Below are 22,329 nucleotides of genomic sequence, written 5' to 3'. Positions count from 1 at the left end.
CGGAGGCGGGCAGGCCTTGCCCGAACATGCCGGTGCAGGTAACAATGATCCGGCCGAATCCAGCCCGGCCGAAAGGACGTCTTCCATGACGGCGCGCGACACCTCCTCCGTCGGCGCGCCGTGCTGGGTCGATACTTGGCAGCCCGACCCCCGGGCCGCGAAGGACTTCTATGGCCAGCTCTTCGGGTGGACGTTCGACGACCCGGTCCCGATGCCGTCCGGTCTCGACGGCGACTACTACAGCGCGCGCCTCCGCGGGCAGTTGGTGGCCGGCATCGGGCAGTCCCCGCCGCAGTCACCGCCAGGCTGGCTCACCCACGTCCGCGTCCACGACCTCGGGGAATCCCTGGCGCGCGCCGAGCGGGCAGGAGGCAAGGGCCTCGGTCCGGCTGACGACGGCCCCGAGGTCCGCTTTGCGGTGCTCGCCGACCCTGCCGGCGTCCCGTTCTGCCTGCGGCAGTCGGGTGCGGGCGACGGGGTCGAGCTGGCCGACGAGCCGAACTGCTGGGCCATGAGCTCACTCCATATCCCTGACGTGGGACAGGCCCAGGCCTTCTACGGCGCCATGTTCGGTTGGGAGCTCAAAGCGGTGCCCGACGCTCCCTTCTCACTGTGGCTCCTCGCGGACCGGGTCGTGGCCGTCGTGGCGGCCACCGACGGCGTCGAGGTTCCGCCGCATTGGAGCGTCAACTTCGCAGTCCGCGACGCCGACGCCACTGCTGAGCGTGCTGTTGCCCTGGGCGGTGGTGTTTTGATGGCGCCGGCGGATACTCCGGGATTTCGGAGCGCCGTGATCAAGGATCCGCAAGGCGGCGTCGTCGCGGTCAGCGCTACGGCAGCAGTGATTCCATGATGACGTTTCCGGCGTCCGCGGCGACGTAGCAATCCACCCGCCGGTCGCCGGTACCCCAGCTGGAGGAGCTGGGGTACGCGAGTTTGTAGCTGAGCATGTAGTCGCTGGACTTGTCGGTCAGCAGGGCAGCCTTGCAGGCGTCGAGCGCCTTCTGTTTCAGCGGATCACGGCCGGGGTAGGCGTCCGAGGCGGCGTAGGACTCGATGGCCACCAACTGTGCCGAATGACCGGTATCGCAGGCGACGACCGTGGACGTCGGGGAGTTCGGGTCGAAGTCCTTGAAGCAGTCACCGAGCCGGAAGTCCATGGGGTTGACGCCCTCCAGCGGCAGCGCCCCACGGGCCGCGGGGGTACCCGACGAGGACGCGGCCGGTGCGGGCGAGGTGCCGGCGGCCGGCTGCTGTTTGGCTGCGCCCAAGGCCGTCAGCCACCAGATCACCAAGCCGAGCACCACGACGGCGGCGAGGGCCGCGCCCACCTTCGCCAGGCCCAACCGCTGGGCATCGGCCCACAGGGTGCCGCCCAGCCGTTGCGCACCGGCCCACAGGTTGCCGGCTGGCCCCTGGGCGCCGGCCGCGCGCTTCGAATTCCGCAGCTTCGTCGACCTGGCCGAAAGGAGCTTGCCGAACTGGGCGGCGCCGGAGGCCGGTTTACGGTTGGGGCGGACTTGCGGCAACGCCGACGTCGGCGGAGCCGAAGGCCGCGGCGGGATGTGGACGGAAGAGGGATGGCGCGTCGGCGGGTTCGTTGCCGCGCGATCGCCGGTGTCGCCGCTGCGCGGAACGTCAGGCATTCCTGCATCGCCGAGCCTGGCGTTCTCGCTGCTCTCAGGCCTTTCGGTCACTCGGGAAATCACCTCTTCCATGCGTTGCGCCGGGGCTGGACGTCCGGCTCGGAGCCCCGTTGGCGGGAGCCCATCATGAGACTCTATCGAAGAAGGGCGCGGGCACGCATGCAGGCCGGGGCCCAAACCACTGCACGGAGGCCGCGGCGGGACAACTAACTTGCACCGTGTCGCCTTTCCGCAGCGGCCGGTCCGGCGCGCAGTACCGGCCGAAAGCATGTAATCTAGGTGTACGACAAATTGACCAAACATTCCGGGGCCTCACCGATCGCCAAAAGGTGACCACCTCCGGTCCGAGTACAAAAGGGGGTCACGCCATGGGGCGCGGCCGTCAAAAGGCAAAAGCTACCAAGCAGGCTCGGGATATTAAGTACTATTCCCCGAACACTGACTACTCTGCGCTTCAGCGTGAGCTGAAGAGCTCCGAGGGTCGTGCACCGAGTCGTTTCTCAAGTGAGCCCGTTGAGCCGGACTATTCGGCTTATGTGGATAAGTACGCGGACGATGTGGAAGAGGACGACGACGAGGTAGATTCCCGTCGGATAGGTTAGTCGCCACTCTCTCCGGGCTCCCTGGCAGGCTAGGGACCCGTCCATTTTTTCAGGCCCGCCGGCCACACCCCTCCCGGGGCGTGCCCGGCGGGTTTCTTGCGTCCGCCCCTCTCCGCACCGCGCCGCGCCGTTTAGACGGTTCCGCGCCCACTCGACGTTTGTGAGCGTCGAACAGGCGGGGAACCGTCGAATCGGCGGCGGACGTGCGTCGGTTGCCGCCCCCTGGGACGCAGGCTAGTTTGGATGTGCCGGAGTGCCCGGCGTTCTCCGGGAAGGACTGCCATGGCCATTCGATCGGGCTTTGCCAAAGGTGAGGTCTGCTCGGCCGATCTCCAGACGTCGGATGTCGCGGCGGCCAAGGACTTCTACGCCGCCCTCTTCGGCTGGACGTACGAGGACCTGCCTACTCCCGACGGTCGCAGCTATGCCAAGGCGTTTCTGGGCCAGGAGTTGGTGACGGTGATCGCGCCGCAAAACCCTCAGCAGCAACAGGCCGCGGCCCCGGGCCAGTGGAACGTCTACTTCGCCGTCGACGACGCCGCCGGGCTCGCTGCCGAGGTCCCGCATGCGGCTGGGAGCCTGGAATTCGGCCCGGAAGCCGTGGAGGGCACCGGCGTTATGGTGTTCTTTTCCCCGCCCGGGGGAGGGACCACCGGGGCGTGGCAGGCGGGCAGCCACTTCGGCGCGGCACGCACCGAGGAGCCCGGAGCCCTGGCCTGGGTCGAGCTGCTGACGCCCGAGCCACAGGCCGCCGTCGGCTTCTTCCAGCAGCTGCTGGGCCATGAGGTGACCGAATACCCGCAGGACGACGGCGGAACCTACACGACGCTGATTGTGGACGGAACCGAGGTGGCCGGGATCGCCACGGTCCCGGCGGCCGAGCCCAACCTCGAGCCCGGCTGGCAGGTGTACTTCGGCGTCGCAAGCGTGGCCGACGCCGTGGCCGCGGCGCGGGCGGCGGGCGGCGTCGTCCTCGTCGAAGCGGAGGACGGCGAGGAAGCCGGAACCGTCGCTACCCTGGCGGATCCGCAGGGCGGCGTGTTCAGTATCCTGGAGGTTTAAAAACCAATCGAGTGCTCCCCACCGGCGCCCTAGCCTCGCAAGCTCGGCCAGGGAACCCTGCCGGCGTGGGCCCAACCGCCGTTTTGAAGCTGCCAGACGGCACTTAGGGAGCACTCGGTGGGGTCTAGGCGTAGGCGTTGACCATCCGGACGGCGCCGCCGTCGACGCCCTTGGCGCCCTGGACGTAGTCGGGGCCGGACTTCAGAACCGAGTCGGAGTTTTCCCCGACGGTGCCCATGATCCAGGAGGGCAGGCCGCGAGCGTTCAGGTGGTTCACCGCGGCGTCGGCAGCCTCCGGCGAGACGATCGCGACCATGCCCACGCCCACGTTGAGGGTGCGCTCGAGGTCGGCCAGCGGGACGTTGCCCAGCTCGGAGACCAGCTTGAAGATGGCCGGCAGTTCCCAGGTGGCGCGGTCCACGGTGGCCAGCAGGCCCTGCGGCAGGACACGGGCCAGGTTGGCGGCCAGGCCTCCGCCGGTGACGTGGCTGAAGCCGTGCACGGCCTGGCCGGCGGCGGAGCCGTCCACGGGGAAGGTGCGGGCCAGGTCCAGGCAGTCGGCGGCGTACACGCGGGTGGGTTCCAGGAGTTCCTCGCCCAGGGTGCGCTCGAACTCGGAGACGTGGCGGTCCAGGGCCCAGCCGGCGTGGTTGACGACGCGGCGGACCAGCGAGTACCCGTTGGAGTGCAGGCCCGAGGAGGCCATGCCGATCACCACGTCCCCGGCGCGGACGCGCTCCGGGCCAAGCAGCGACTCGGCCTCGACCACACCGGTGGCGGCACCGGCGACGTCGTACTCGTGTTCGCCCAGCAGACCCGGGTGCTCGGCGGTCTCGCCGCCCACGAGGGCCGTGCCGGCGACGGAGCAGGCGGCCGCGATGCCGCGGACAATGTCCGCGATGCGCTCCGGGACGACCTTGCCGCAGGCGATGTAGTCGGTCATGTAGAGCGGCTCGGCGCCCACCACCACGATGTCGTCCACCACCATGCCCACCAGGTCGAAGCCGATGGTGTCGTGGATGTCCATGGCCTGGGCGATGGCGACCTTGGTGCCGACGCCGTCCGTGGAGGTGGCCAGCAGCGGCCGCTTGTAGGTCAGCAGCTTCGACACGTCGTACAGGCCGGCAAAGCCGCCGACGCCGCCGATCACCGAGGAGTTGTGGGTCGCCTTGACGGCGTCCTTCATGAGCTCGACGGCGCGGTCGCCCGCTTCGACGTCGACCCCGGCGGAGGCGTAGGTGATGCCGGTGTTCTGGGCGGAGTTCATGTCAGCGGCCGGGGAGGCGGAAGTCATACTGGCTCTTTCTTGTCGGCATCATGCCTGTCGGCGGGTACGCGGTCGGCGTCGGTGAGCAGTTCTTCGAATTCGGCGTCGGGTCCCGGATCGCAACCGGTGGCGCCGGCCTTCTCGGCGGGGTCCTCGTCGGCGGGGATGGCGGCGTCGGACGCGGACGCTGCGGGGGCCACCGTCGCGGGCAAGCCGGCGGGCTGTCCGACAGAGTCGGGGCGTTCCAGCAGGTTCTTGCCGAGTTTGTCGGCGCCGGGCAGCTCGATCGGGTACTGGCCTGTGAAGCAGGCCGTGCACAGGCGTTCGCGCGGCTGCCGGGTGGCGCCGATCATGCCGTCCTCGGAGATGTACGCGAGCGAATCCGCGCCGATAGCCTGGGAGATCTCGTCGATCGTGGCGCCGTTGGCGATCAGCTCCGCGCGGGAGGCGAAGTCGATGCCGTAGAAGCACGGCCACTTCACCGGCGGGGAGGAGATCTTGACGTGCACCGCGGCGGCGCCGGCTTCCCGGAGCATCCGCACGATCGCGCGCTGGGTGTTGCCGCGGACGATCGAGTCATCCACCACCACCACGCGCTTGCCGCGGATCACGGACTCCAGGGCGTTGAGCTTGAGCCGGATGCCGAGCTGGCGCAGCGTCTGCGAGGGCTGGATGAAGGTGCGGCCCACGTAGGCGTTCTTGACGAAGCCGTGCGCGAACGGGATGCCGGATTCCTCGGCGTAGCCGACGGCGGCCGGGGTGCCCGATTCCGGCACGGGGATGACGATGTCCGCGTCCTGGGTGTTCTCGCGGGCCAACTGGCGGCCCATCTCTACGCGGGATTCGTACACCGAACGGCCGGCGATCGCGGCGTCCGGGCGGGCGAGGTACACGTACTCGAAGACGCAGCCGGCCGGCGTCGGCTCGGCGAAGCGCTGGGAGCGGACGCCCTGTTCGTCGATGGCGATGAATTCGCCGGGTTCGATCTCGCGGATGAAGCTCGCGCCGACGGTGGCGAGGGCGGACTGTTCGGAGGCTACGACCCAGCCGCGCTCCAGCCGGCCGAGGACTAGCGGGCGGATGCCGTAGGTGTCGCGAGCGGCGTAGAGGGTGCCTTCATCCATGTAGACAAAACAGAAGCCACCCTTGATCTTGGGCAGCAGTTCCAGGGAGGTCTGTTCCAGGGACTTGCCCTCTTCGCCCTCCAGCAGGGCGGTGACCAGGGCGGTGTCGGAGGTGTTGCCCTGCTTCATTTCGCCGCTGAGCTGGCCGCCGTTGCGCTCCATGATCATGGCCTTGAGCTCGGCGGTGTTGGTCAGGTTGCCGTTGTGCGCCAGGGCGACGGTGCCCGTGGCGGTTGCGCCGAGGGTGGGCTGGGCGTTGGCCCAGTGGCTCGCGCCAGTGGTGGAGTAACGGCAGTGGCCGACGGCCAGGTGCCCGGTCAGGGTGTTCAGCGTGGTCTCGTCGAAGACCTGGGACACGAGGCCCATGTCCTTGTAGACGTTGATCCGCTTGCCGTCGCTGGTGGCAATACCAGCCGACTCCTGACCGCGGTGCTGTAGCGCGTACAGCCCGTAATAGGTGAGTTTTGCTACCTCTTCGCCGGGAGCCCAGACCCCGAAGACGCCACAAGCGTCCTGCGGGCCTTTTTCGCCAGAGAGAAGATCATGAGAAAGTTTTCCATCGCCGCGTGCCACTGGTCGATTATCTCACGTTGTGCGCTAGGACTTTTCCGGGACCCGGTTTGTGACCTGGCGGCCTCAGGCGCGGTCGCCGTCGTCGGTGTCCGGAACCGAGTCCGGGACGGATTCGACGACGGCGTGCTCGGCGCGGCGGACGCTCATCCGGTCCAGTACGAGCGCGACGGCGGCGCCCAGGATGGCGCCGCCTGCGGCGCAGAAGGTCAGGAAGAAGCCGAAGACGGAGTTGGCGTCGTAGCCCTCGTCGCCCGGCAGTCCGTAGGCGATGACGGCGGCCACGACCACGCCCAGCAGGCCGCCCAGGATCAGGAACGGCACGTACTTGGGTGCGCGGCGGACGGTGACGGCGCGGCGTTCGGGCGCAACGGGGGAGTCTTCAGGAGCCATGCTGTTAAGCCTACTGCCCCCGCGGGCCCGGTTTTTCGCCGCCATTCCGCGGCGTTTTCGGACCGCCGCGGCGCGGATCCCCGTGGCGGCGGTCCGATTTCGTGGCGAAAATCCGGAAGCCTAGCGGGATCGCCGACGGCGGGGCAGACTATGGGATGGGGGAGGGTGCGGTCCGGATTCTTGTAAGGACGCACCATGGCAATCACAGCGGACAGTATCCGTGACCAGCAGCGGCTCACGTGGGACCGGTTTGCGGCCGGTTGGAAGAAGTGGGATGCCGAACTGATCGCCTGGCACCGTCCCTTCGGCGAAGCCGTTATCGAGGACGCCCGGTTGCGCCCCGACTCCGTGGTGCTGGATGTGGCGGCAGGTTCCGGCGAGCCGGGACTCACGGTGGCGGCGCTGGTGCCGGGCGTCCAAGTGGTCTTGGCGGACATCTCGGCCGGCATGCTGCAGGTGGCCGAGGAGAAAGCTGCGGCCCAGGGTCTGGGCAACGTCCGCTTCAGCGTCTGCGCCGCCGCGGACTTGCCCTTCGACGACGGCACGTTCGACGCCGTGCTCTGCCGCTTCGGGTTTATGTTCTTCCCCGAAATGCGGGCCGCGCTGCGGGAGATGGTGCGGACGGTCAAACCCGGGGGGAGAGTCAGCGCCGCCGTCTGGGGCAGGCCCGCGGAAAACCCCTGGGCAAGTCTTGTGCTGGGCACCCTGGCGCATCACACGGAGCTGCCGCGGCCGCCGGCCGGGACCCCGGGGCTGTTTCGCTGCTCGGCTCCCGGGTTCATGACGCGGCTGTTCAAGGAGGCCGGCCTGGTGGAGGTGACGGAGCGGTCGGTCAGCACGGACCTGGTCCACAGCTCCCCGGATAGTTACTGGGAGTTTATGGAGGACATCGCGACCACGATGGCCGCCGGGCTGGCGAACGCCGACCAGCATGCCCGGTCGCTTATCCGCTCCGACGTGTTCCAGATGCTGGGCCGCTACGAGCACCAGGGTGCGCTCAGGCTGCGGTCCACGGCGACGATTGTGGCCGGCACGCGGGTGTAGGCCTATTCCGCTCCGATTTTGGACAGCTGCGGCGCGGATCCGGGCCGCGGCTGTCCGATTCCGGCGCGGATTTCCGGAGCCGCCGCGGGATTACCGGCGGCAGGCCGGTCGGAGCCGCCGCGGGATGCCCTGGGCCGTGAGGAAGGCCGCGAACTTCGCCGGCCCGGAGATCTCCGTCCAGGTCCAGCGGACGACCCGGCGGCCGGTCGATCGGATCCGGTCCTCGCGGCGTTTCTCGTCGATGACGGCCTCGGATGGGGTCTTGCCCTGGAGGTATTCAGCCTTGCGGTACTTGACCAGGCCGTCGAATTCCCCGCAGAGGCGCTCCTCGGGCCATTCGAAATCGGAGTAGCCGGCCAGACCTCTGGCATCGCGGATCTCGGCCTGTAGCTTTGGGGCTTTGAAACCGAGCCGATGCATGAGCGCCCGGCTCACCGATTCCCCGGGCGATCCCGACGCCGGGTCTGCGAAGTCGAGCGCGGCCCGGATTCTGCGCGCCGCGGCTGCGCTGTAGTCGGCTCCGATGCCGGTGTCGAGCTCCTCCTTGCTCAGCGCAGGCAGCCCGGGCTGTGGTTTCAGCACGTGGTCAAGCGCGGCGGTTGCCTGTTCGAAGGACTCGAAAGCGGCCAGGTCCAGAACCGTCCGGACCCGGGTAGTGACCAAGAGTCCCCGGCGCTCTTCGACCTGAAGTGACTCGGGGTCGGCGAAGTGGCGCCGGACGCCCGCGCGGGAGCGGCCGCCGCCGTCGTCGGACGTGCAGGCATGCACCAACGGTGAACTGCCCAGCACCGGAAGATCCCACAGCGCAGCGGAGGACTGTCGGCAAAACACCGTCCGGCTTTGCAGCGTCGACGCGGCAGCCTGGATCAGGAGCGGATACCGGTCCCAGCGCGGCAGTGCGTCCCACGCCACTGCGGGCACGTAGACGCCCTGCCGGATGCGGCGCAGTTCCCCTGCCGCGGCCCGGCGGGCCAGTGTGCGGGTGTCCCGGCCCAGGCGGGTCGAATCACTGCTGAGGATGAGCTGGGGGAGGTCCATGCCCCGATGCTGTCCCGCCGCCCGGTCGTCGGCAACGGCCCCGACGCCGAATGTGGACAACCGCCGCTACTGCTCCGGATTTTCGCTGCGGTTTCGGACGGGCGCACTCCGGACCCGGGGCGCGGTTGTCCGAAAGCGCAGCGGATTCCCGGATCCAGGGCGGATTCGCTAGACGCCGAGCTCTTCCTTCAGGGCGGCAACGTGGCCCTCGGCCTTGACCTGGTACTGCGCGAGCTTGACCTTGCCCTCGGGATCGAGGACCACGGTGGAGCGGACGATGCCCTCGGTGATTTCGCCGCGGACCAGCTTCTCGCCCCACGCGCCGTAGGCCAGGGCCACGGCGTGGTCCTCGTCGGCGAGCAGCGGGAAGGTCAGAGCGAAGTCGCCGGTGAAGTGGGCCAGGGCCTCGGGCGCGTCCGGGGAGATGCCTAGGACTTCGTAGCCCGAGCCCTGCAGGGAGGCCAGGCTGTCGCGGAAGTCGCAGGCCTCGGTGGTGCAGCCCGGGGTGGCGGCCTGCGGGTAGAAGTACACAATGACGTTCTTGCCACGGTAGTCGGCGAGGGACACCGGCTTGCCCTCGGCGTCGGGCAGGGTGAAATCGGGCGCCGGGGTGCCGGGCTGAAGCTTGACGGTGAGGTTCTGGCTCATGGGAGGTCCTTCGCTGGGAGGGCGGCGGCAAATTGGTCTGTGGTGCACAACACTAGGGGCGGATCCGGTATTCCGGGCGGGTTCAGCCGGCGGTTGGGCGGGCCGTGCGCTGGCGGAGGGCCCAGTCGAAGGCGGTTGCCGCCGGGGCCTTGTACTCAAGGCCGACGTAGCCCTCGTAGCCGAGCTCCCGGCTGCGGGTGATCCAGTGCTCCAGCGGAAGGTCCCCGGTGCCGGGGGCTCCGCGGCCGGGGGCGTCCGCGATCTGGATGTGGCCGAAGTCGCCGGCGTGGCTTTCGATGACAGCGTCGACGTCGTCCCCGTTGACCGCGAGGTGGTAGAAGTCTGCGAGCAGCCGGATGTTGTCCGCGCCGGTCTCCTGCCGAACACGGGTGATGATGCGGAGGGCGTCGTCGGCGGTGAGGAACGGGTAGCGGGGCGCGCCGCTGAGCGGTTCGAGCAGCACGGTTCCGCCGATCCGGGCCACGGCGCCGGCGGCGGCTGCGAGGTTCTGGACTGCCAGTGCGTCCTGGGCTTCGGGGGTGTACCCGTCCTGCCGGTTGCCGTAGAGGGCATTGAAGGAGGTGCAGCCGAGCCTCGCGCCGATGCCGGCCACGACGTCGATGTTGTCCCGGAACTCGGAGTCGCGGCCGATCCAGGACACCAGGCCGCGGTCGCCGGCGGGCATGTCGCCGGCGTCGAAGTTCAGGCCGGTGAGCTGGACGCCGGCGTCCGTGATCGCCCGCTCGAAGCGGCTGAGCTCCGCGTCCCCCGGGACGGAACCTGCGAACGGCCACCAGAATTCGACGGCGTCAAAACCTGCTGCCTTCGCCGCGGCAGGACGTTCGAGCATCGGCAGTTCGGTCAGCAGGATGGAGCAGTTCACGGAAAAAGTCACGGTGGGTTCTTTCTGGAGTCGTTCTGGTCCGGGCAGGGACGGCCTATCGACGCTTCCGGGGATCCTTCCTGGCGGCAAGGCCCACCAGCGCGCCGACGCCGATGCCGATCAGCAGCCCGGTAAAGGGCTTGTCGACCGTGGCCACGCCAATGGAGTAGCCAAGGGCGGCGCCAACGAGCATTCCTATCCACAGGGACTGGTACTTCACAGCCTCAGGCTAGCAAGCCCCGGGGTGGCCGGGCCTCACACGGAGCCGATGGTCGGATCATGGGTCCGGCCGTCAGTCTGCCGGGTACCACACCCGGTGCCCGTCGACGCGGGCGAAGGAGGTCAGGGTGTGAGGTTTGGCGGACTTCTCCGTCATGATGTCCAGCACCTCTGCGCCGCGGACCAGGAGCGCGTCGCCGATCAGCGAACGGTGGCAGCGCCACGGGACGGCCTCCGCGCACATGATTGCCGCATCGTTGTTCCGCCCGCGCTCCAGCAGCTGGCCGATGGCGGCGGAAAACTCCTCGGTCTGCATGTAGTCCGCGTATCCCCGGAACGACGCATTCCGCCATGCCCCATTGGCACTGTCCCTGGAGGTGTGCCGCAGGCCGCCGAGGGACGCCATCCGCCGGTAGGTGATCCCGTTGGCACGCACGCTAGCCGCGAGTGTGTCCGAATTGAACTGCGGATTGTGCCGCGACTTCGGGACGGTGCGCACATCGATCAACTTCTTGATCCCGTGGGCCTTCAGGATGTCGATGAATTCCTCGATCGGATGAGTGGAGTGCCCCACCGTGAAGATGGTCGTGTCCGTCATCTCCCCATGCTATGACTGCCCCGGGCGGTGCCGGCGCTTAAGCATGCCGGATAGTCTGATTGACCTAGCAGCCGCCGAGTGAACGGGCACCCCACAATGACGCCATCCGCCCTACAGGACTTTGTAGACCGCCTCGCCGCGGTGGAAACGGGCCCCGGCTGCGCCAACTTCTTCGATCACAGCGTACCCGCGAACGCGCTCCGCCGGCGGAACCTGGCGACGTACCTGCGGGAAATGCGGGAGCGCGCCCCGAAAGTGCTGCTGGTGGGGGAAGCGCCGGGCTTCCGGGGCATGAAGATCACCGGCGTTCCGTTCACCAACCGCACCATCCTCGAGGGGCCGGCCAACGCGTTCGGCCTGTTCGGGCCCGGAAAGGGATACGTGCTGCCGCCGGAAGCGCAGGGCGTTGCGGCGGAGCCGACGGCCACGGTGATGTGGGAGGTGCTGGCGGAGCTGGACTTCCTGCCGCTGCTCTGGAGCGCGTGCCCCTGGCATACCCACGTGCCGGGCCGGCCGCTTTCCAACCGAACCCCGACAGCCGCCGAAGCCGCGCTGGGGAGCCAGTTCTGGCAGGAGCTGGCGAAGATGTTCGCGATCGAGACCGTGGTGGCCGTGGGCAATGTTGCACAGCGCAGCCTGCACCGCAACGGCGTCGAGGCGGCGAAAATAAGGCATCCCGCCCACGGCGGCCGGTCCGGGTTCAAACGGGGGCTGGAGGAACTGATTGCGGCCGGCGGCTGGGGTGCCCAGACGTAGCTTTCCATCTTGCTGGCCTGGTGACAGGTGGTTCATAGCTCTTCCATAGCCAGCGTGGCTAGCTTGGCGAACTATGGAAGAGCGCACGCCCCGGCAGCCCGGTTACCGTCCCGCCGGCAGTGGGGGCTCCCGCCGCCGCTTGAGGGCGTTCCGGCGTCGTCGGGCCCTGCTGATGGCGGTGTGCGCCGCCCTGCTGGCTGCGGCGCTGGGTGCCGGCGTCCACTCGGCCGCCCAGGCAGGCTCGACGGCGTCCGTCCGGACAGGCAGCGTATCGGGCGCCGCCGCGGCGCCGACCCTCGGGGCGCCGGCCCCGGCCGGCGCCCCAGCTGCCACGCCGACGGCCACGCCAGCAGTCACCCCGAGCGCCGCGGGGGGCCTGGGCCCGGCTCTGGATGCCAAGATCAACGACATCGTCGCCGCGAGTCCGGAGTACCAGATCGGTGTGGCTCTGCTGGATGTGTCCGACGGCGCGGCCGCCTCCGGCGACGTCCGCCGGTACGGGGTGGAGTCAGCGTTCGTCGCCGCCAGCACCGCCAAGGTCCTGGCCGCGGAAGCGTTTTACCATCTCGTGGAAACGGGGGCGGCGTCGCTCAATGACCCCCTGGGTGACTACACCGCGGAATTCCAGCTGCAGGCGATGATCCAGCAGAGCGACAATGACTCCTGGTCGCTGATCATGGACTCCGTGGGCCATGCGGCATTGACGGACTACGCGGCCTCGATCGGCGTGGACTACAGCCCCGAAAGCAACACGCTGACACCCGCGGACATGGCCCGCATCCTGGCCGGCCTCTACACCGGAACGCTGCTGAAACCCGCGGACACCGCCCAGTTGCTGGCCTTCATGCAGAACACCAACTATGAAACGCTCATCCCGGCCGCCGTACCGGCCGGCGTCGCCGTCTTCCACAAGTACGGGCTGCTGGGCGGAGAGTTGCACGACGCCGCCATCCTCGCCGAGGACGGCCGCGCCTACGCCCTTGTCGTCTATACCAAGGGCGATGACCTGGGCAGTGTCCCCGAACGGACGGAAGTCATCCATCAAGTGACGCAGGCCGTGGCGGACACCTTGTTCTAGGGCCGCGGTTCTGGGGGCTCCTAGGGGCCCCGCGGCCAGGCGCCCTCGTCGCTGCCGGCGCCGTCCGGGGACGTCAGTGAATCGTCAGCGCCACTGCCAGACTGACAGCACCTCGCTCTTGTCCCAGCTGCTCCAATCGGACCAGTTGTCGCTGTTGCCGCTGCGTACGCGGAAGGACACCAGCTGGTAGACGCGCTGGCTGCGGTGGCGGTCGACGTAGTTGTGGATGGTCACCGAGTCGTCGTGGCGGTCGAGGGACCTCCAGAACCAGGAAACGCCGGTGAGGTCGTCGTGCCGGCGGCCGCGTTCGTCCTCGAAGCGCAGTTGTTTGATCTGCACGGTCTTGTTCCCGTTGCAGTCCACCTTGATGCGGAAGTCGATCTGGTGGTCGCGCAAGCTGGGCTTCAGCGCCTCCACGGTACAGCCGCGCAGGGAGGCGGAGGCGTCGGCCGGTGCGGCCAGGGCCACAGGGCCGCCCAGCAGGCCCAGGGTGACGGCCGAGACGAGGGCGAACCTGGACGTCCGGGGCCGGGGTGTTTTGGTTGATGGGGTAATAGACATTTCGTCGGTGCTCCTGCTGGAGGATGCGGTTCAATAAGGTCGGACGGTGCGTGCCGGCACGATCACGCCGCGGTGGCACCGCAATCGCGGCGGCGTTCCCGTCCACTTGTGATGATTTTTCCCGCGCTAACGGCGGGCCGGGCCGGCGTGTGCTCGTTGGCCTCCACGTCACCCGATACCTTAATCGTGCGCCTGCCGGTCCCCATCCGCCAGCCCCGCGGCCCTTTCGGAAAAGCGCCACGGAAACGGACAGGCGCACCCCGGGCCCGGGGTGCGCCTGTCCGATGTCGGCGCGGAAAGGCGGCTACTTCGCGAGGAACCTCAGCAGCGACTCGTTGACCTCGGCGGCGTGGGTCCAGAGCATCCCGTGCGGGGCGCCGTCGATCTCGACGTACTCCGCGTTCGGCAGGGCCTTGGCGAAGCGGCGGCCGGTGACGTCGATCGGCAGGATCCGGTCCGCGGTGCCGTGGACAATCAGGGCCGGGACGTCGATCTTGGGGATGTCGCCGCGGAAATCGGTGAGCCAGGTGGGCTGGGCGGCGACGGACGCCGTCGGGCCGCCCGAGGTGGCGAGGTTCCAGCCGGCCCGCAGGACTTCCTCGCTGAGCCGCGGGGTGCCCAGGAAGGTGTCGCTGTTGTAGAAGTTCTTGAAGAAGTCGGTGAAGAAGGCGTAGCGGTCGGCCGTGACCGCCTCCAGCAGGCCGTCGAACACGGACTGCGGGACGCCGTCGGGGTTGTCGTCGGCCTGCAGCACGTAGGGCTCCAGCGAGCCAAGGAACACGGCCTTGGCCACCCGTGCGGAGCCGTAGCTGCCGAGGTAGCGCCCCACTTCGCCGGTGCCCATCGAGAAGCCCGCCAGCACTGCGTCGTTGAGGTCCAGCTCCGTCATCAGGGTGTTGAGGTCGGCCGCGAAGGTGTCGTAGTCGTAGCCCTCGGTGGGCTTGCTGGACTTGCCGAAGCCGCGCCGGTCGTAGGTGATCACGCGGTAGCCGGCGGCCAGGAGCGCGGTGGTCTGCTTTTCCCAGGAGGACCCGTCCAGTGGGTAGCCGTGGATCAGGACCACCGCCTGGCCGGTCCCGTGGTCCTCGTAGTAGAGCTCGACGTCGGTGCTGTTCTCGGTTCCAACCTTGATGTATGCCATGAAGCGATCCTCTCGGTACGGTCTAAAGTCAGTACGTGCGTCCCGCAGCGGGTCCCACTGTAGGAAACCAACGCCCCGCAGGGCTAGCGTGTTCCACGAATTTGCCCCGAATACCCCCGGGGGTATAGTGGAAGCACTAGACCTACCACTGAGGGAGAAGCCAGATGTGCCGACAGGTTGCATGCAAGAAGTGCGGTAAGACCACCTGGGCCGGCTGCGGCCAGCACGTTGACCAGGTCATGCGCGGCGTCAAGAGCGCCGACCGCTGCAAGGGCCACGAGAACGAGCCCAAGACCGGCTTCTTCGCCAAGCTCTTCGGCCGCTAGGCACTCCCGGCCCGGAACGACGACGGCGGCCGTCACCTTCCGCCGTCGTCGGCGTTGGCCTATTAGGCTGGCAACCATGCCCAGGAAAATAACTGTCAGCCTGCCCGACGCGACCCTGCGTGAATACCTCCAGCCCCACCCGGACGTCACCGTCCTCGAGTGGGATCTGTCCGGTGAACCGCCGCAGCCCCGTCTGGACATCGTGGTGCCGCCGTACATGGGCGGTACCAAGGTCCTGCGTGGGCTGGAGGGCGTGGAGACCGGGCTGGTGCAGAGCCAGTCGATCGGCTACGACGGCGTGGAGGAGTTCCTGCCGGCCGGCCGGACGTTCGCCAACGCCGCCAGCGTCCACGAAACGTCCACCGCCGAGCTGGCCCTGGCCCTGATTCTGGCCAGCCAGCGCGAGCTCCCGCGCGTGCTGCAGAACCAGCGTGAGGGCCGCTGGGAGAGCCGCCCCACCGCCAGCCTCGCCGACCAGCGCGTGCTGATCGTCGGCTACGGCGGCGTCGGCAAGGCGATCGAGGACCGGTTGCTGCCGTTCGAAACCACGGTCACCCGGGTGGCCAGCCGGGCACGGACCGATGGCCGCGGCCACGTCCACGGCATCGACGAGCTCCCCGGGCTGCTGCCGGAGCACGACATCGTGATTGTGGGGGTACCGCTCAGCGACTCCACCCGCCACCTCATCAACGACGCCTTCCTCGCGGCAATGCCCGACGGCGCGCTCCTGGTCAACGTGGCCCGCGGCCCGGTCGCGGACACCGAGGCGCTGGTCAAGCACACCTCGTCCGGCCGGATCCGCGCCGCCCTGGACGTCACTGATCCCGAACCGCTCCCCGAAGGCCACCCGCTGTGGGGGATCCCCGGCGTCATCATCAGCCCGCACGTGGGCGGGGCGAGCGCGGCCATGCGCCCGCGGATGGGAAAGCTTGTCCAGCGGCAGATCGAGCTCATGCTCGCGGGCGAACCGCCGGTGAACGTGGTGCTGGGCGGCTAGGTCAGCCCGGGCTTTTCGTCGCGCGTCTCGTCCTGTTGTCTTTGGGCGAGCCGTTGTACCTGCCATTGGTGTACGTCGGGCAGCCACCCCAACGGGGCCGACGGACCGAGCCGCGGGTCGTCGGGCTCGGCGCCGTCGCGCAGGGCGTGTACGTAAGCGCGGTCCAGTTTGATCCGTGACCGCAGTTGCTCGACTCCGCCGACCGAGCCGTGGCCGGGGATCACGGCATCGACGTCGTCCGCCACGCGCTCGAACAGCCGCAGCGATGCGAGGTAGTCCTCGAGCGGATCCGCGGCGTCGAGGTCGAGGAACGGCATCAGGGCATCGGAGAGCATGTCGCCCGCGACGAGGATGCCACGCTCCTCGATCAGCAGCGCGGCATGGCCTGCGGTGTGGGCCTGATGCTCGATGATGCGGACCGAGGGGCCATCCCAGGGGACGTGCGCCGCTTCGGCGGGCAGGCCGGTAATGAGCCCGAACAGTTCCAGCGGGATATCCCCGGCGAACTCCGGCGGTAGCACCCCGGCTACGCGGTCCTGCCAGCCCGAGGTCGACAGTAGCGCCTGCATCGACGCCGCGCAGCGGGCTGTGCCGTATCGGGGCGCGTCGCCGAACGCCTCGTGCCAGAGGACGTGGTCCCAATGGGGATGCGTGGCGAAGCCTGCGACGACGGGCCGGCCCAGGCCTCGAAGGTCGTTCGCGAGACCGGCCATTTCGCTGCGCGTGATGCCGGGGTCGATGAGCAACACTCCGTCCCGGCCCTGCACGACAACGGAGTTGCTCTGGAGGAGTTCGCTCTCATGGACCAGAACGCCCTCGGCGACTTGCTTCAGCATGGGATGCCTTCCGCTTGTGGTTTGCTGCTTGGGACGGTATTCCGGGCCGGGAGTGGAGCGCAAGCACTCAGATGTTCAGCCCTCCGCAGGGGACGACGGCGAGTTGCCGGGCCCGGCGGTGTCCACCACGCAGAACCGGTTGCCTTCCGGGTCGGCCAGGATCACGTAGTCCGCGTCCGCCGGCCGCTTGCTCCACTCGACCCGAGTGGCGCCCAAGCCTAGGAGCCGCTGCACTTCGGCGTCCTGTTCGTCGGTATACAGGTCCAGGTGCAGGCGCGGCGGGATCTGAATGGGAGCGGGAACGCGGTCGAGCGAGATGCAGGTGCCGTCACCGCTCGGCGGCTGCAGGATGACAAAGTCGTCGACGGGCTCGTGCCGCGGCTCGTAGCCCAGCGCGGCCTGCCAGAAGACCATCTGTCGTTCGAGGTTGTCCACCCGGATCACGATCGAACCTATGCTCAGCATCTGGCCAAGCTACACCCGGCCGGCGGACGGGCGCACCGGCCGCCTGACCGCTCGGGTTGGCGGACTGCGCGCCACCATATAATTGAGCATGCCGATCACGCACCCCGACCAGGGCACCTCCGTCCAGCCGTCCGCCCCCAAACAGGACGGACGCGGACTGTGAGCGGCGGCCTGGTCGCCCTGCTGGACGACATCGCAGCCCTGGCCAAGATCGCCGCCGCATCGGTGGACGACGTCGCCGCGGGAGCAGCCAAAGCCGGGGCCAAGGCGGCGGGCGTGGTTATTGACGACGCCGCCGTCACCCCTCAGTACGTTTCCGGGGCGGACCCATCACGCGAACTGCCGATGATCAAGAAGATCTTCTGGGGCTCGCTGCGGAACAAACTCCTGATCATCCTGCCGGCGCTGCTGCTCATCAGCGCCTTCATCCCGGGGGTCATTCCGTTCATCCTCATGGCGGGTGGCACCTACCTCTGCTACGAGGGTGCCGAGAAGATCTGGCACAAACTCCGCGGCCACCACGAGGCCGAAGAAGACACCCCGGCGGTCGACCGTGGGCCGGAGGCGGAAGCCAAGGTCACCAAGGGCGCCATCACCACCGACTTCATCCTCTCCTGCGAGATCATGGTCATCGCGATGAACGAGGTGGCGGCCGAATCTCTGTGGGTCCGGGCCTCCATCCTGGTCGCAGTGGCGCTCGCGATCACGGCGGCCGTGTACGGCGCCGTCGCGCTCATCGTCAAGATGGACGACATTGGCCTGCACCTGACCACCAGGGAGTCCGCGGGCTCCCAGCGCTTCGGCGAGCTGCTCGTCAGGGGGATGCCCGCCGTGCTGACCACGATCACCGTGGTCGGGACGGGCGCCATGCTGTGGGTGGGCGGGCACATCATGCTGCAAGGCGCCCACGACCTCGGCTGGCACCTGCCCTATGACCTGGTGCACGCCCTCGAACACCCCGTCGCCGGGATACCGGTGGCGGGCGGCTTCCTGGCCTGGCTCGTGAACACCCTGTGCTCGACCGTCCTTGGGCTCGGCTGGGGCCTCGTCGTGATGGCGATCCTGCAGCCGCTGCTCAAAGTCCTGCCGGTCGGCAAGAAGGACAGCGGACACACGGACGACGACGTCCGCACCACCGTCGACGGCTGAGGCACGCCCCGGATTCGCCCTGAGAGGAACCGGTTCCACTCCCAGCCTCCGGACGTAAACTGGCGTTCGAATCACCGTGCGTGAACCGTGCGTGAACTAGGGACCGTGGAGACCGGATGCTCTGGAAACTGCTCGTCGAATACCTGAGGCCGCAGCGGCGGCTGCTGCTCGCCGTCGTCGTCTTCCAGCTGGCGGCCTCCATCGCCTCGCTGTACCTGCCCACCCTGAACGCGGACATCATCGACCAGGGTGTGGCGCGCGGGGACACGGACTACATCATGCGCGTCGGCGGCGTGATGCTGATGGTCACCCTGCTGCAGATCGCCTGCACCATCGCCGCCGTCTACTTCGGCGCGAAGGCCGCGATGGCGCTGGGCCGGGACGTGCGCGGGGCGATCTTCACCCGGGTGGCCGAGTTTTCCGAGCAGGAAGTGACCCGGTTCGGCGCGCCCAGCCTGATCACCCGCTCCACCAACGACGTCCAGCAGGTCCAGCAGCTGGTGCTGATGTCCGCCACACTGATGGTGACCGCGCCCATGCTGAGCATCGGCGGGGTCATCATGGCGGTGCGGCAGGACGTGCAGCTGTCTTGGCTGATCGCGGTCAGCGTCCCGGTGCTGCTCATCGCCGTGGGCCTGATCGTCACCCGGATGGTGCCGCTGTTCCGGCTGATGCAGACCCGGATCGACACGGTCAACCGGGTGCTGCGCGAACAGCTCACCGGCATCCGCGTGGTCCGCGCCTTCGTCCGGGAGGACATCGAGACCGCCCGCTTTGGCCGCGCCAACGAGGACGTCACGGACACCGCGCTGCGCGCCGGCCGGCTGATGGCGCTCGCGTTCCCCACCGTGATGCTGGTGCTCAACGTCTCCTCCGTGGCCGTGATCTGGTTCGGCGCGTTCCGGATCGAGGACGGCTCCATGCAGGTGGGGACCATGATCGCGTTCCTGAGCTACCTGATGCAGATCCTGATGTCCGTCATGATGGCCACGTTCATGGCGATCATGATCCCGCGCGCCGCCGTCTCCGCGGACCGGATCGGCGCGGTGCTGGGCACCGAATCCAGCGTCCGGCCGCCGGAGCACCCGGTCAGCCTCGCCGGTGCAGCCCGCGGCGAGCTGGAAATGCGCGACGTCGGATTCGCCTACCCGGGTGCCGAGGCACCGGTCCTCTCGGACGTGGACTTCACCGCCCGCGCCGGGCAGACGACGGCGATCATCGGCTCCACAGGGTCCGGCAAGACCACCCTGGTGAACCTGATGCCGCGGCTCTTCGACGCCACCTCCGGGTCGGTGCGGATCGACGGCGTGGACGTCCGCGAGCTGCACCCGGACCTGCTCTGGGGCCACATCGGCCTGGTCCCGCAGAAGCCCTACCTGTTCTCCGGCACGGTCCGCAGCAATCTGCTCTACGGCAAGCCCGACGCCACCGAGGACGAGCTCTGGCGGGCGCTGTCCATCGCGCAGGCCGAGGATTTTGTCCGCGAGATGGAGGGCGGGCTGGACGCGCCGATCTCGCAGGGCGGCACCAACGTCTCCGGCGGGCAGCGGCAGCGGATCGCGATTGCCCGGGCGCTGGTGAAACGGCCCGAGCTCTACATCTTTGACGACTCGTTCTCCTCGCTGGACACCGCCACGGACGCCCGGCTGCGGCAGGCGCTCCGGCAGCACACCGCCGGAGCGACGCTGGTGATCATCGCCCAGCGGGTGTCCAGCATCGTGGACGCGGACCAGATTTTGGTGCTCGACGACGGCAGGATCGTCGCGCACGGCACGCACGAGGAACTGCTGGAGACCTCGCCGACGTACAACGAGATTGTGAATTCCCAGCTCGCGGCGGAGGAGGCGGTATGAGCAAGGTCGAGTCACGGACTTCTGCTTCCGGCGCCGCCGGCGGTTCGGGTGGCGGTGCCGGCGGTGCTGGCGGGAAGCCGTCGGCCGGCGCCGCCCAGGAGGCCCCGCTGCGGATCCCGCGCCCGCGCGGCGGCCCCGGCCACGGGGGCCCCTTCGCCGGCATGAACATCCCGGCGGAGAAGGCGATGAACTTTGGCCCGTCCGCGAAGCGGCTGCTGGGCGAACTCCGCCCCGAGCGGATCTGGCTGACGCTGGTACTGGCTCTCGCCGTCGTAAGCGTGACACTGTCCGTGATCGGGCCGCGGCTGTTGGGCGAGGGCACCAACCTGATCTTCGCCGGCGTCGTGTCCAAGCAGCTGCCCGCCGGGGTGAGCAAGGCCCAGCTGATCGCGCAGCTGCGGGCCGCGGGGGAGAACCAAAAGGCGGACATGCTGGGCGCCATGGCGCTGACGCCCGGGACCGGGATCGACTTCGCCGCGCTGTCCTCCGTGCTGCTGTGGGCGCTGGTGCTGTATGTGCTGGCGTCGTCGTTTATGTGGATGCAGGCATATATCCTCAACGGCGTGGTGCAGCGCACCGTGTACCGGCTGCGCGAGCGGATCGAGGCGAAGATCAACCGGCTTCCGCTGCGCTACTTCGACACCGTTCAGCGCGGCGAGCTGCTCAGCCGGGTCACCAACGACGTGGACAACATCTCCCAGAGCCTGCAGCAGTCCATCAGCCAGGCGGTGACCTCCCTGCTGACCGTGGCCGGGGTGCTGGTGATGATGGTGATCCTCTCGCCGACGCTGGCCATCATCGCCCTGGTCACCATCCCGCTGACCCTGGTGACGACGGCGGTGATAGCCAAGCGCTCGCAGAAGCTGTTCGTGGCGCAGTGGAAGAACACCGGCGAGCTGAACGGCCAGATCGAGGAGACCTACACCGGGCACGCACTGGTGAAGGTGTTCGGCCGGCAGCGCGAGGTGGAGGATACGTTCCGGCAGAAGAACGCCGAGCTGTACCAGGCGAGCTTCGGCGCCCAGTTCATTTCCGGGCTGATCATGCCGGCCATGACGTTCATCGGGAACCTGGTCTATGTGGGAATCGCCGTGGTGGGCGGCCTCCAGGTGGCGTCCGGGGCGATGCAGCTCGGCGACGTGCAGGCGTTCATCCAGTACTCCCGGCAGTTCACCCAGCCGCTGGCCCAGCTGGGCTCGATGGCGAACCTGCTGCAGTCCGGGGTGGCCTCGGCCGAGCGGGTGTTCGAGCTGCTGGACACCGAGGAGCAGTCAGCGGACCCGGTGCCGGCTGAGGCTCCTTCTGGGGGCCGGGGGCGGCTGGTGTTCGAGGACGTGTCCTTTGCCTACTCGCCGGACAAGCCGCTGATTTCCAACTTGAGCCTGGTGGCGGAGCCGGGGCAGACCGTGGCGATCGTGGGACCCACCGGGGCGGGCAAGACCACGCTGGTGAACCTGATGATGCGCTTCTACGAACTCGACGCCGGGCGGATCACGCTGGACGGCGTGGACGTCGCCGCGATGTCCCGGCACGAGCTGCGCTCGCGGATGGGCATGGTGCTGCAGGACACCTGGCTGTTCGGCGGGACCATCCGGGACAACATTGCCTACGGCCGGCCGGATGCTTCCGAGGCGGAGATCCTGGAGGCGGCGAAGGCTACCTACGTGGACCGGTTCGTGAAGTCCCTGCCGCAGGGCTACGACACCGTGCTCGACGATGAGGGTTCCAACGTTTCGGCGGGGGAGAAGCAGCTGCTGACGATTGCCCGGGCGTTCCTGGCGCGGCCGTCGGTGCTGATCCTGGACGAGGCGACTTCTTCTGTCGACACCCGCACCGAGGTGCTGGTGCAGAAGGCGATGAGCGCGCTACGGAGCGACCGGACGTCGTTTGTCATTGCGCACCGGCTCTCCACCATCCGCGACGCCGACCTCATTCTGGTGATGGAAGCCGGCCAGATCGTGGAACAGGGGACGCATGCTTCACTGCTGGAGGCCGGCGGGGCGTATGCGGCGCTGTACGCGGCGCAGTTCGCGGCGCCGGTGGCGGAGGTTTGAGGAAGGGGCTCCCCGCAGC

At 68.5% G+C, this 22,329-nt stretch carries 24 protein-coding genes; 11 read left to right on the top strand and 13 right to left on the bottom strand.

All coding sequences use genetic code 11. The annotated features are described in order from the left end of the window. Positions 1–85: 85 nt before the first annotated feature. Entirely contained in the window at positions 86–853 is a 768-nt protein-coding gene (locus FFF93_RS15260) for a VOC family protein (RefSeq protein ID WP_138768169.1), read from the top strand. Here the strand turns inward: FFF93_RS15260 and FFF93_RS15255 are convergent. Next, positions 831–1,697 carry a hypothetical protein gene (locus FFF93_RS15255; protein WP_138768170.1) on the bottom strand — a complete coding sequence of 289 codons (867 nt, stop codon included), beginning with the start codon at positions 1,695–1,697 and terminating at the stop codon, positions 831–833. The genes FFF93_RS15260 and FFF93_RS15255 overlap by 23 nt on opposite strands. Before the next feature lie 317 nt (positions 1,698–2,014). Between FFF93_RS15255 and FFF93_RS15250 the strand changes: the two genes are divergently transcribed. Then, complete coding sequence (locus FFF93_RS15250; protein ID WP_082492711.1) at positions 2,015–2,248, top strand: DUF3073 domain-containing protein; 234 nt, start codon at positions 2,015–2,017, stop codon at positions 2,246–2,248. A gap of 282 nt (positions 2,249–2,530) precedes the next feature. Further along, positions 2,531–3,310 (top strand): VOC family protein, encoded by a 780-nt coding sequence (locus FFF93_RS15245; protein WP_138768171.1) that lies wholly within the window; start codon positions 2,531–2,533, stop codon positions 3,308–3,310. A 124-nt stretch (positions 3,311–3,434) separates the two neighbouring features. Here FFF93_RS15245 and purM read toward each other — a convergent pair whose 3' ends face one another. The 3 genes from purM to FFF93_RS15230 form a co-directional block, all read right to left on the bottom strand. After that, the gene (gene purM, locus FFF93_RS15240) at positions 3,435–4,604 is read right to left on the bottom strand and encodes a phosphoribosylformylglycinamidine cyclo-ligase (RefSeq protein ID WP_138768172.1); all 1,170 of its coding nucleotides are present in this window, start codon (positions 4,602–4,604) and stop codon (positions 3,435–3,437) included. Continuing rightward, positions 4,601–6,274: an amidophosphoribosyltransferase gene (purF, locus tag FFF93_RS15235; RefSeq protein WP_138768173.1), complete on the bottom strand. Its 1,674-nt coding sequence runs from the start codon at positions 6,272–6,274 to the stop codon at positions 4,601–4,603. Before purF ends, purM begins: the two co-directional genes overlap by 4 nt. Positions 6,275–6,337: 63 nt before the next feature. Continuing rightward, positions 6,338–6,664: a hypothetical protein gene (locus FFF93_RS15230; protein WP_138768174.1), complete on the bottom strand. Its 327-nt coding sequence runs from the start codon at positions 6,662–6,664 to the stop codon at positions 6,338–6,340. Positions 6,665–6,859: 195 nt separating this feature from the next. Here FFF93_RS15230 and FFF93_RS15225 point away from each other — a divergent pair, with 195 nt between their 5' ends. After that, complete coding sequence (locus tag FFF93_RS15225) at positions 6,860–7,708, top strand: class I SAM-dependent methyltransferase (RefSeq protein WP_138768175.1); 849 nt, start codon at positions 6,860–6,862, stop codon at positions 7,706–7,708. Between the two features lie 90 nt (positions 7,709–7,798). On the opposite strand, the gene FFF93_RS15220 is transcribed toward FFF93_RS15225, so the two are convergent. The 5 genes from FFF93_RS15220 to FFF93_RS15205 form a co-directional block, all read right to left on the bottom strand. Continuing rightward, entirely contained in the window at positions 7,799–8,746 is a 948-nt protein-coding gene (locus FFF93_RS15220; protein ID WP_138768176.1) for a hypothetical protein, read from the bottom strand. A 168-nt stretch (positions 8,747–8,914) separates the two neighbouring features. Continuing rightward, positions 8,915–9,394: a thioredoxin-dependent thiol peroxidase gene (bcp, locus tag FFF93_RS15215; protein WP_138768177.1), complete on the bottom strand. Its 480-nt coding sequence runs from the start codon at positions 9,392–9,394 to the stop codon at positions 8,915–8,917. 82 nt (positions 9,395–9,476) lie between these two features. Next, positions 9,477–10,289 carry a hydroxypyruvate isomerase family protein gene (locus FFF93_RS15210; protein ID WP_138768178.1) on the bottom strand — a complete coding sequence of 271 codons (813 nt, stop codon included), beginning with the start codon at positions 10,287–10,289 and terminating at the stop codon, positions 9,477–9,479. A gap of 43 nt (positions 10,290–10,332) precedes the next feature. After that, on the bottom strand, positions 10,333–10,497 hold the full coding sequence (locus FFF93_RS16980; RefSeq protein WP_186372298.1) for a glycine zipper domain-containing protein: 165 nt from the start codon (positions 10,495–10,497) through the stop codon (positions 10,333–10,335). A 72-nt stretch (positions 10,498–10,569) separates the two neighbouring features. Then, positions 10,570–11,094, bottom strand: coding sequence for a DUF488 family protein (locus FFF93_RS15205; protein WP_138768179.1), 525 nt, complete (start codon positions 11,092–11,094; stop codon positions 10,570–10,572). Positions 11,095–11,190: 96 nt separating this feature from the next. On the opposite strand from FFF93_RS15205, the gene FFF93_RS15200 reads away from it, so the two are divergent. Together FFF93_RS15200 and FFF93_RS15195 are read left to right on the top strand one after the other, a co-directional pair. After that, positions 11,191–11,850 (top strand): uracil-DNA glycosylase, encoded by a 660-nt coding sequence (locus tag FFF93_RS15200; protein WP_138768180.1) that lies wholly within the window; start codon positions 11,191–11,193, stop codon positions 11,848–11,850. A 73-nt stretch (positions 11,851–11,923) separates the two neighbouring features. Next, the gene (locus FFF93_RS15195) at positions 11,924–12,928 is read left to right on the top strand and encodes a serine hydrolase (RefSeq protein WP_261375184.1); all 1,005 of its coding nucleotides are present in this window, start codon (positions 11,924–11,926) and stop codon (positions 12,926–12,928) included. Between the two features lie 84 nt (positions 12,929–13,012). Here FFF93_RS15195 and FFF93_RS15190 read toward each other — a convergent pair whose 3' ends face one another. Both FFF93_RS15190 and FFF93_RS15185 read right to left on the bottom strand, forming a co-directional pair. Then, positions 13,013–13,489 (bottom strand): hypothetical protein, encoded by a 477-nt coding sequence (locus FFF93_RS15190; RefSeq protein WP_138768181.1) that lies wholly within the window; start codon positions 13,487–13,489, stop codon positions 13,013–13,015. Between the two features lie 304 nt (positions 13,490–13,793). Further along, entirely contained in the window at positions 13,794–14,630 is an 837-nt protein-coding gene (locus FFF93_RS15185) for an alpha/beta fold hydrolase (RefSeq protein ID WP_138768182.1), read from the bottom strand. A gap of 164 nt (positions 14,631–14,794) precedes the next feature. Between FFF93_RS15185 and FFF93_RS16975 the strand changes: the two genes are divergently transcribed. Together FFF93_RS16975 and FFF93_RS15180 are read left to right on the top strand one after the other, a co-directional pair. Beyond that, positions 14,795–14,956 carry a hypothetical protein gene (locus FFF93_RS16975; RefSeq protein ID WP_186372174.1) on the top strand — a complete coding sequence of 54 codons (162 nt, stop codon included), beginning with the start codon at positions 14,795–14,797 and terminating at the stop codon, positions 14,954–14,956. 76 nt (positions 14,957–15,032) lie between these two features. Next, positions 15,033–15,953: a 2-hydroxyacid dehydrogenase gene (locus FFF93_RS15180; protein ID WP_138768183.1), complete on the top strand. Its 921-nt coding sequence runs from the start codon at positions 15,033–15,035 to the stop codon at positions 15,951–15,953. On the opposite strand, the gene FFF93_RS15175 is transcribed toward FFF93_RS15180, so the two are convergent. Together FFF93_RS15175 and FFF93_RS15170 are read right to left on the bottom strand one after the other, a co-directional pair. Further along, positions 15,950–16,789 (bottom strand): MBL fold metallo-hydrolase, encoded by an 840-nt coding sequence (locus FFF93_RS15175; protein ID WP_138768184.1) that lies wholly within the window; start codon positions 16,787–16,789, stop codon positions 15,950–15,952. The two genes, FFF93_RS15180 and FFF93_RS15175, sit on opposite strands and share 4 nt — an antisense overlap. A gap of 75 nt (positions 16,790–16,864) precedes the next feature. Then, positions 16,865–17,254: a VOC family protein gene (locus FFF93_RS15170; protein WP_138768185.1), complete on the bottom strand. Its 390-nt coding sequence runs from the start codon at positions 17,252–17,254 to the stop codon at positions 16,865–16,867. Between the two features lie 159 nt (positions 17,255–17,413). Here FFF93_RS15170 and FFF93_RS15165 point away from each other — a divergent pair, with 159 nt between their 5' ends. The 3 genes from FFF93_RS15165 (at position 17,414) to FFF93_RS15155 (ending at position 22,310) form a co-directional block, all read left to right on the top strand. Then, entirely contained in the window at positions 17,414–18,403 is a 990-nt protein-coding gene (locus FFF93_RS15165; protein WP_138768186.1) for a DUF808 domain-containing protein, read from the top strand. A gap of 116 nt (positions 18,404–18,519) precedes the next feature. Then, positions 18,520–20,256, top strand: a complete 1,737-nt coding sequence (locus FFF93_RS15160) for an ABC transporter ATP-binding protein (RefSeq protein WP_138768187.1) — start codon at positions 18,520–18,522, stop codon at positions 20,254–20,256. After that, positions 20,253–22,310, top strand: a complete 2,058-nt coding sequence (locus FFF93_RS15155; protein WP_315851461.1) for an ABC transporter ATP-binding protein — start codon at positions 20,253–20,255, stop codon at positions 22,308–22,310. Before FFF93_RS15160 ends, FFF93_RS15155 begins: the two co-directional genes overlap by 4 nt. The last annotated feature ends 19 nt before the right edge of the window (positions 22,311–22,329 follow it).

The sequence above is a fragment of the Arthrobacter sp. KBS0702 genome, assembly GCF_005937985.2.
Taxonomy (GTDB): domain Bacteria; phylum Actinomycetota; class Actinomycetes; order Actinomycetales; family Micrococcaceae; genus Arthrobacter.
The sequence above is the reverse complement of the archived record's forward strand: the minus strand, read 5'-3'. Positions and strand labels throughout refer to the sequence as shown.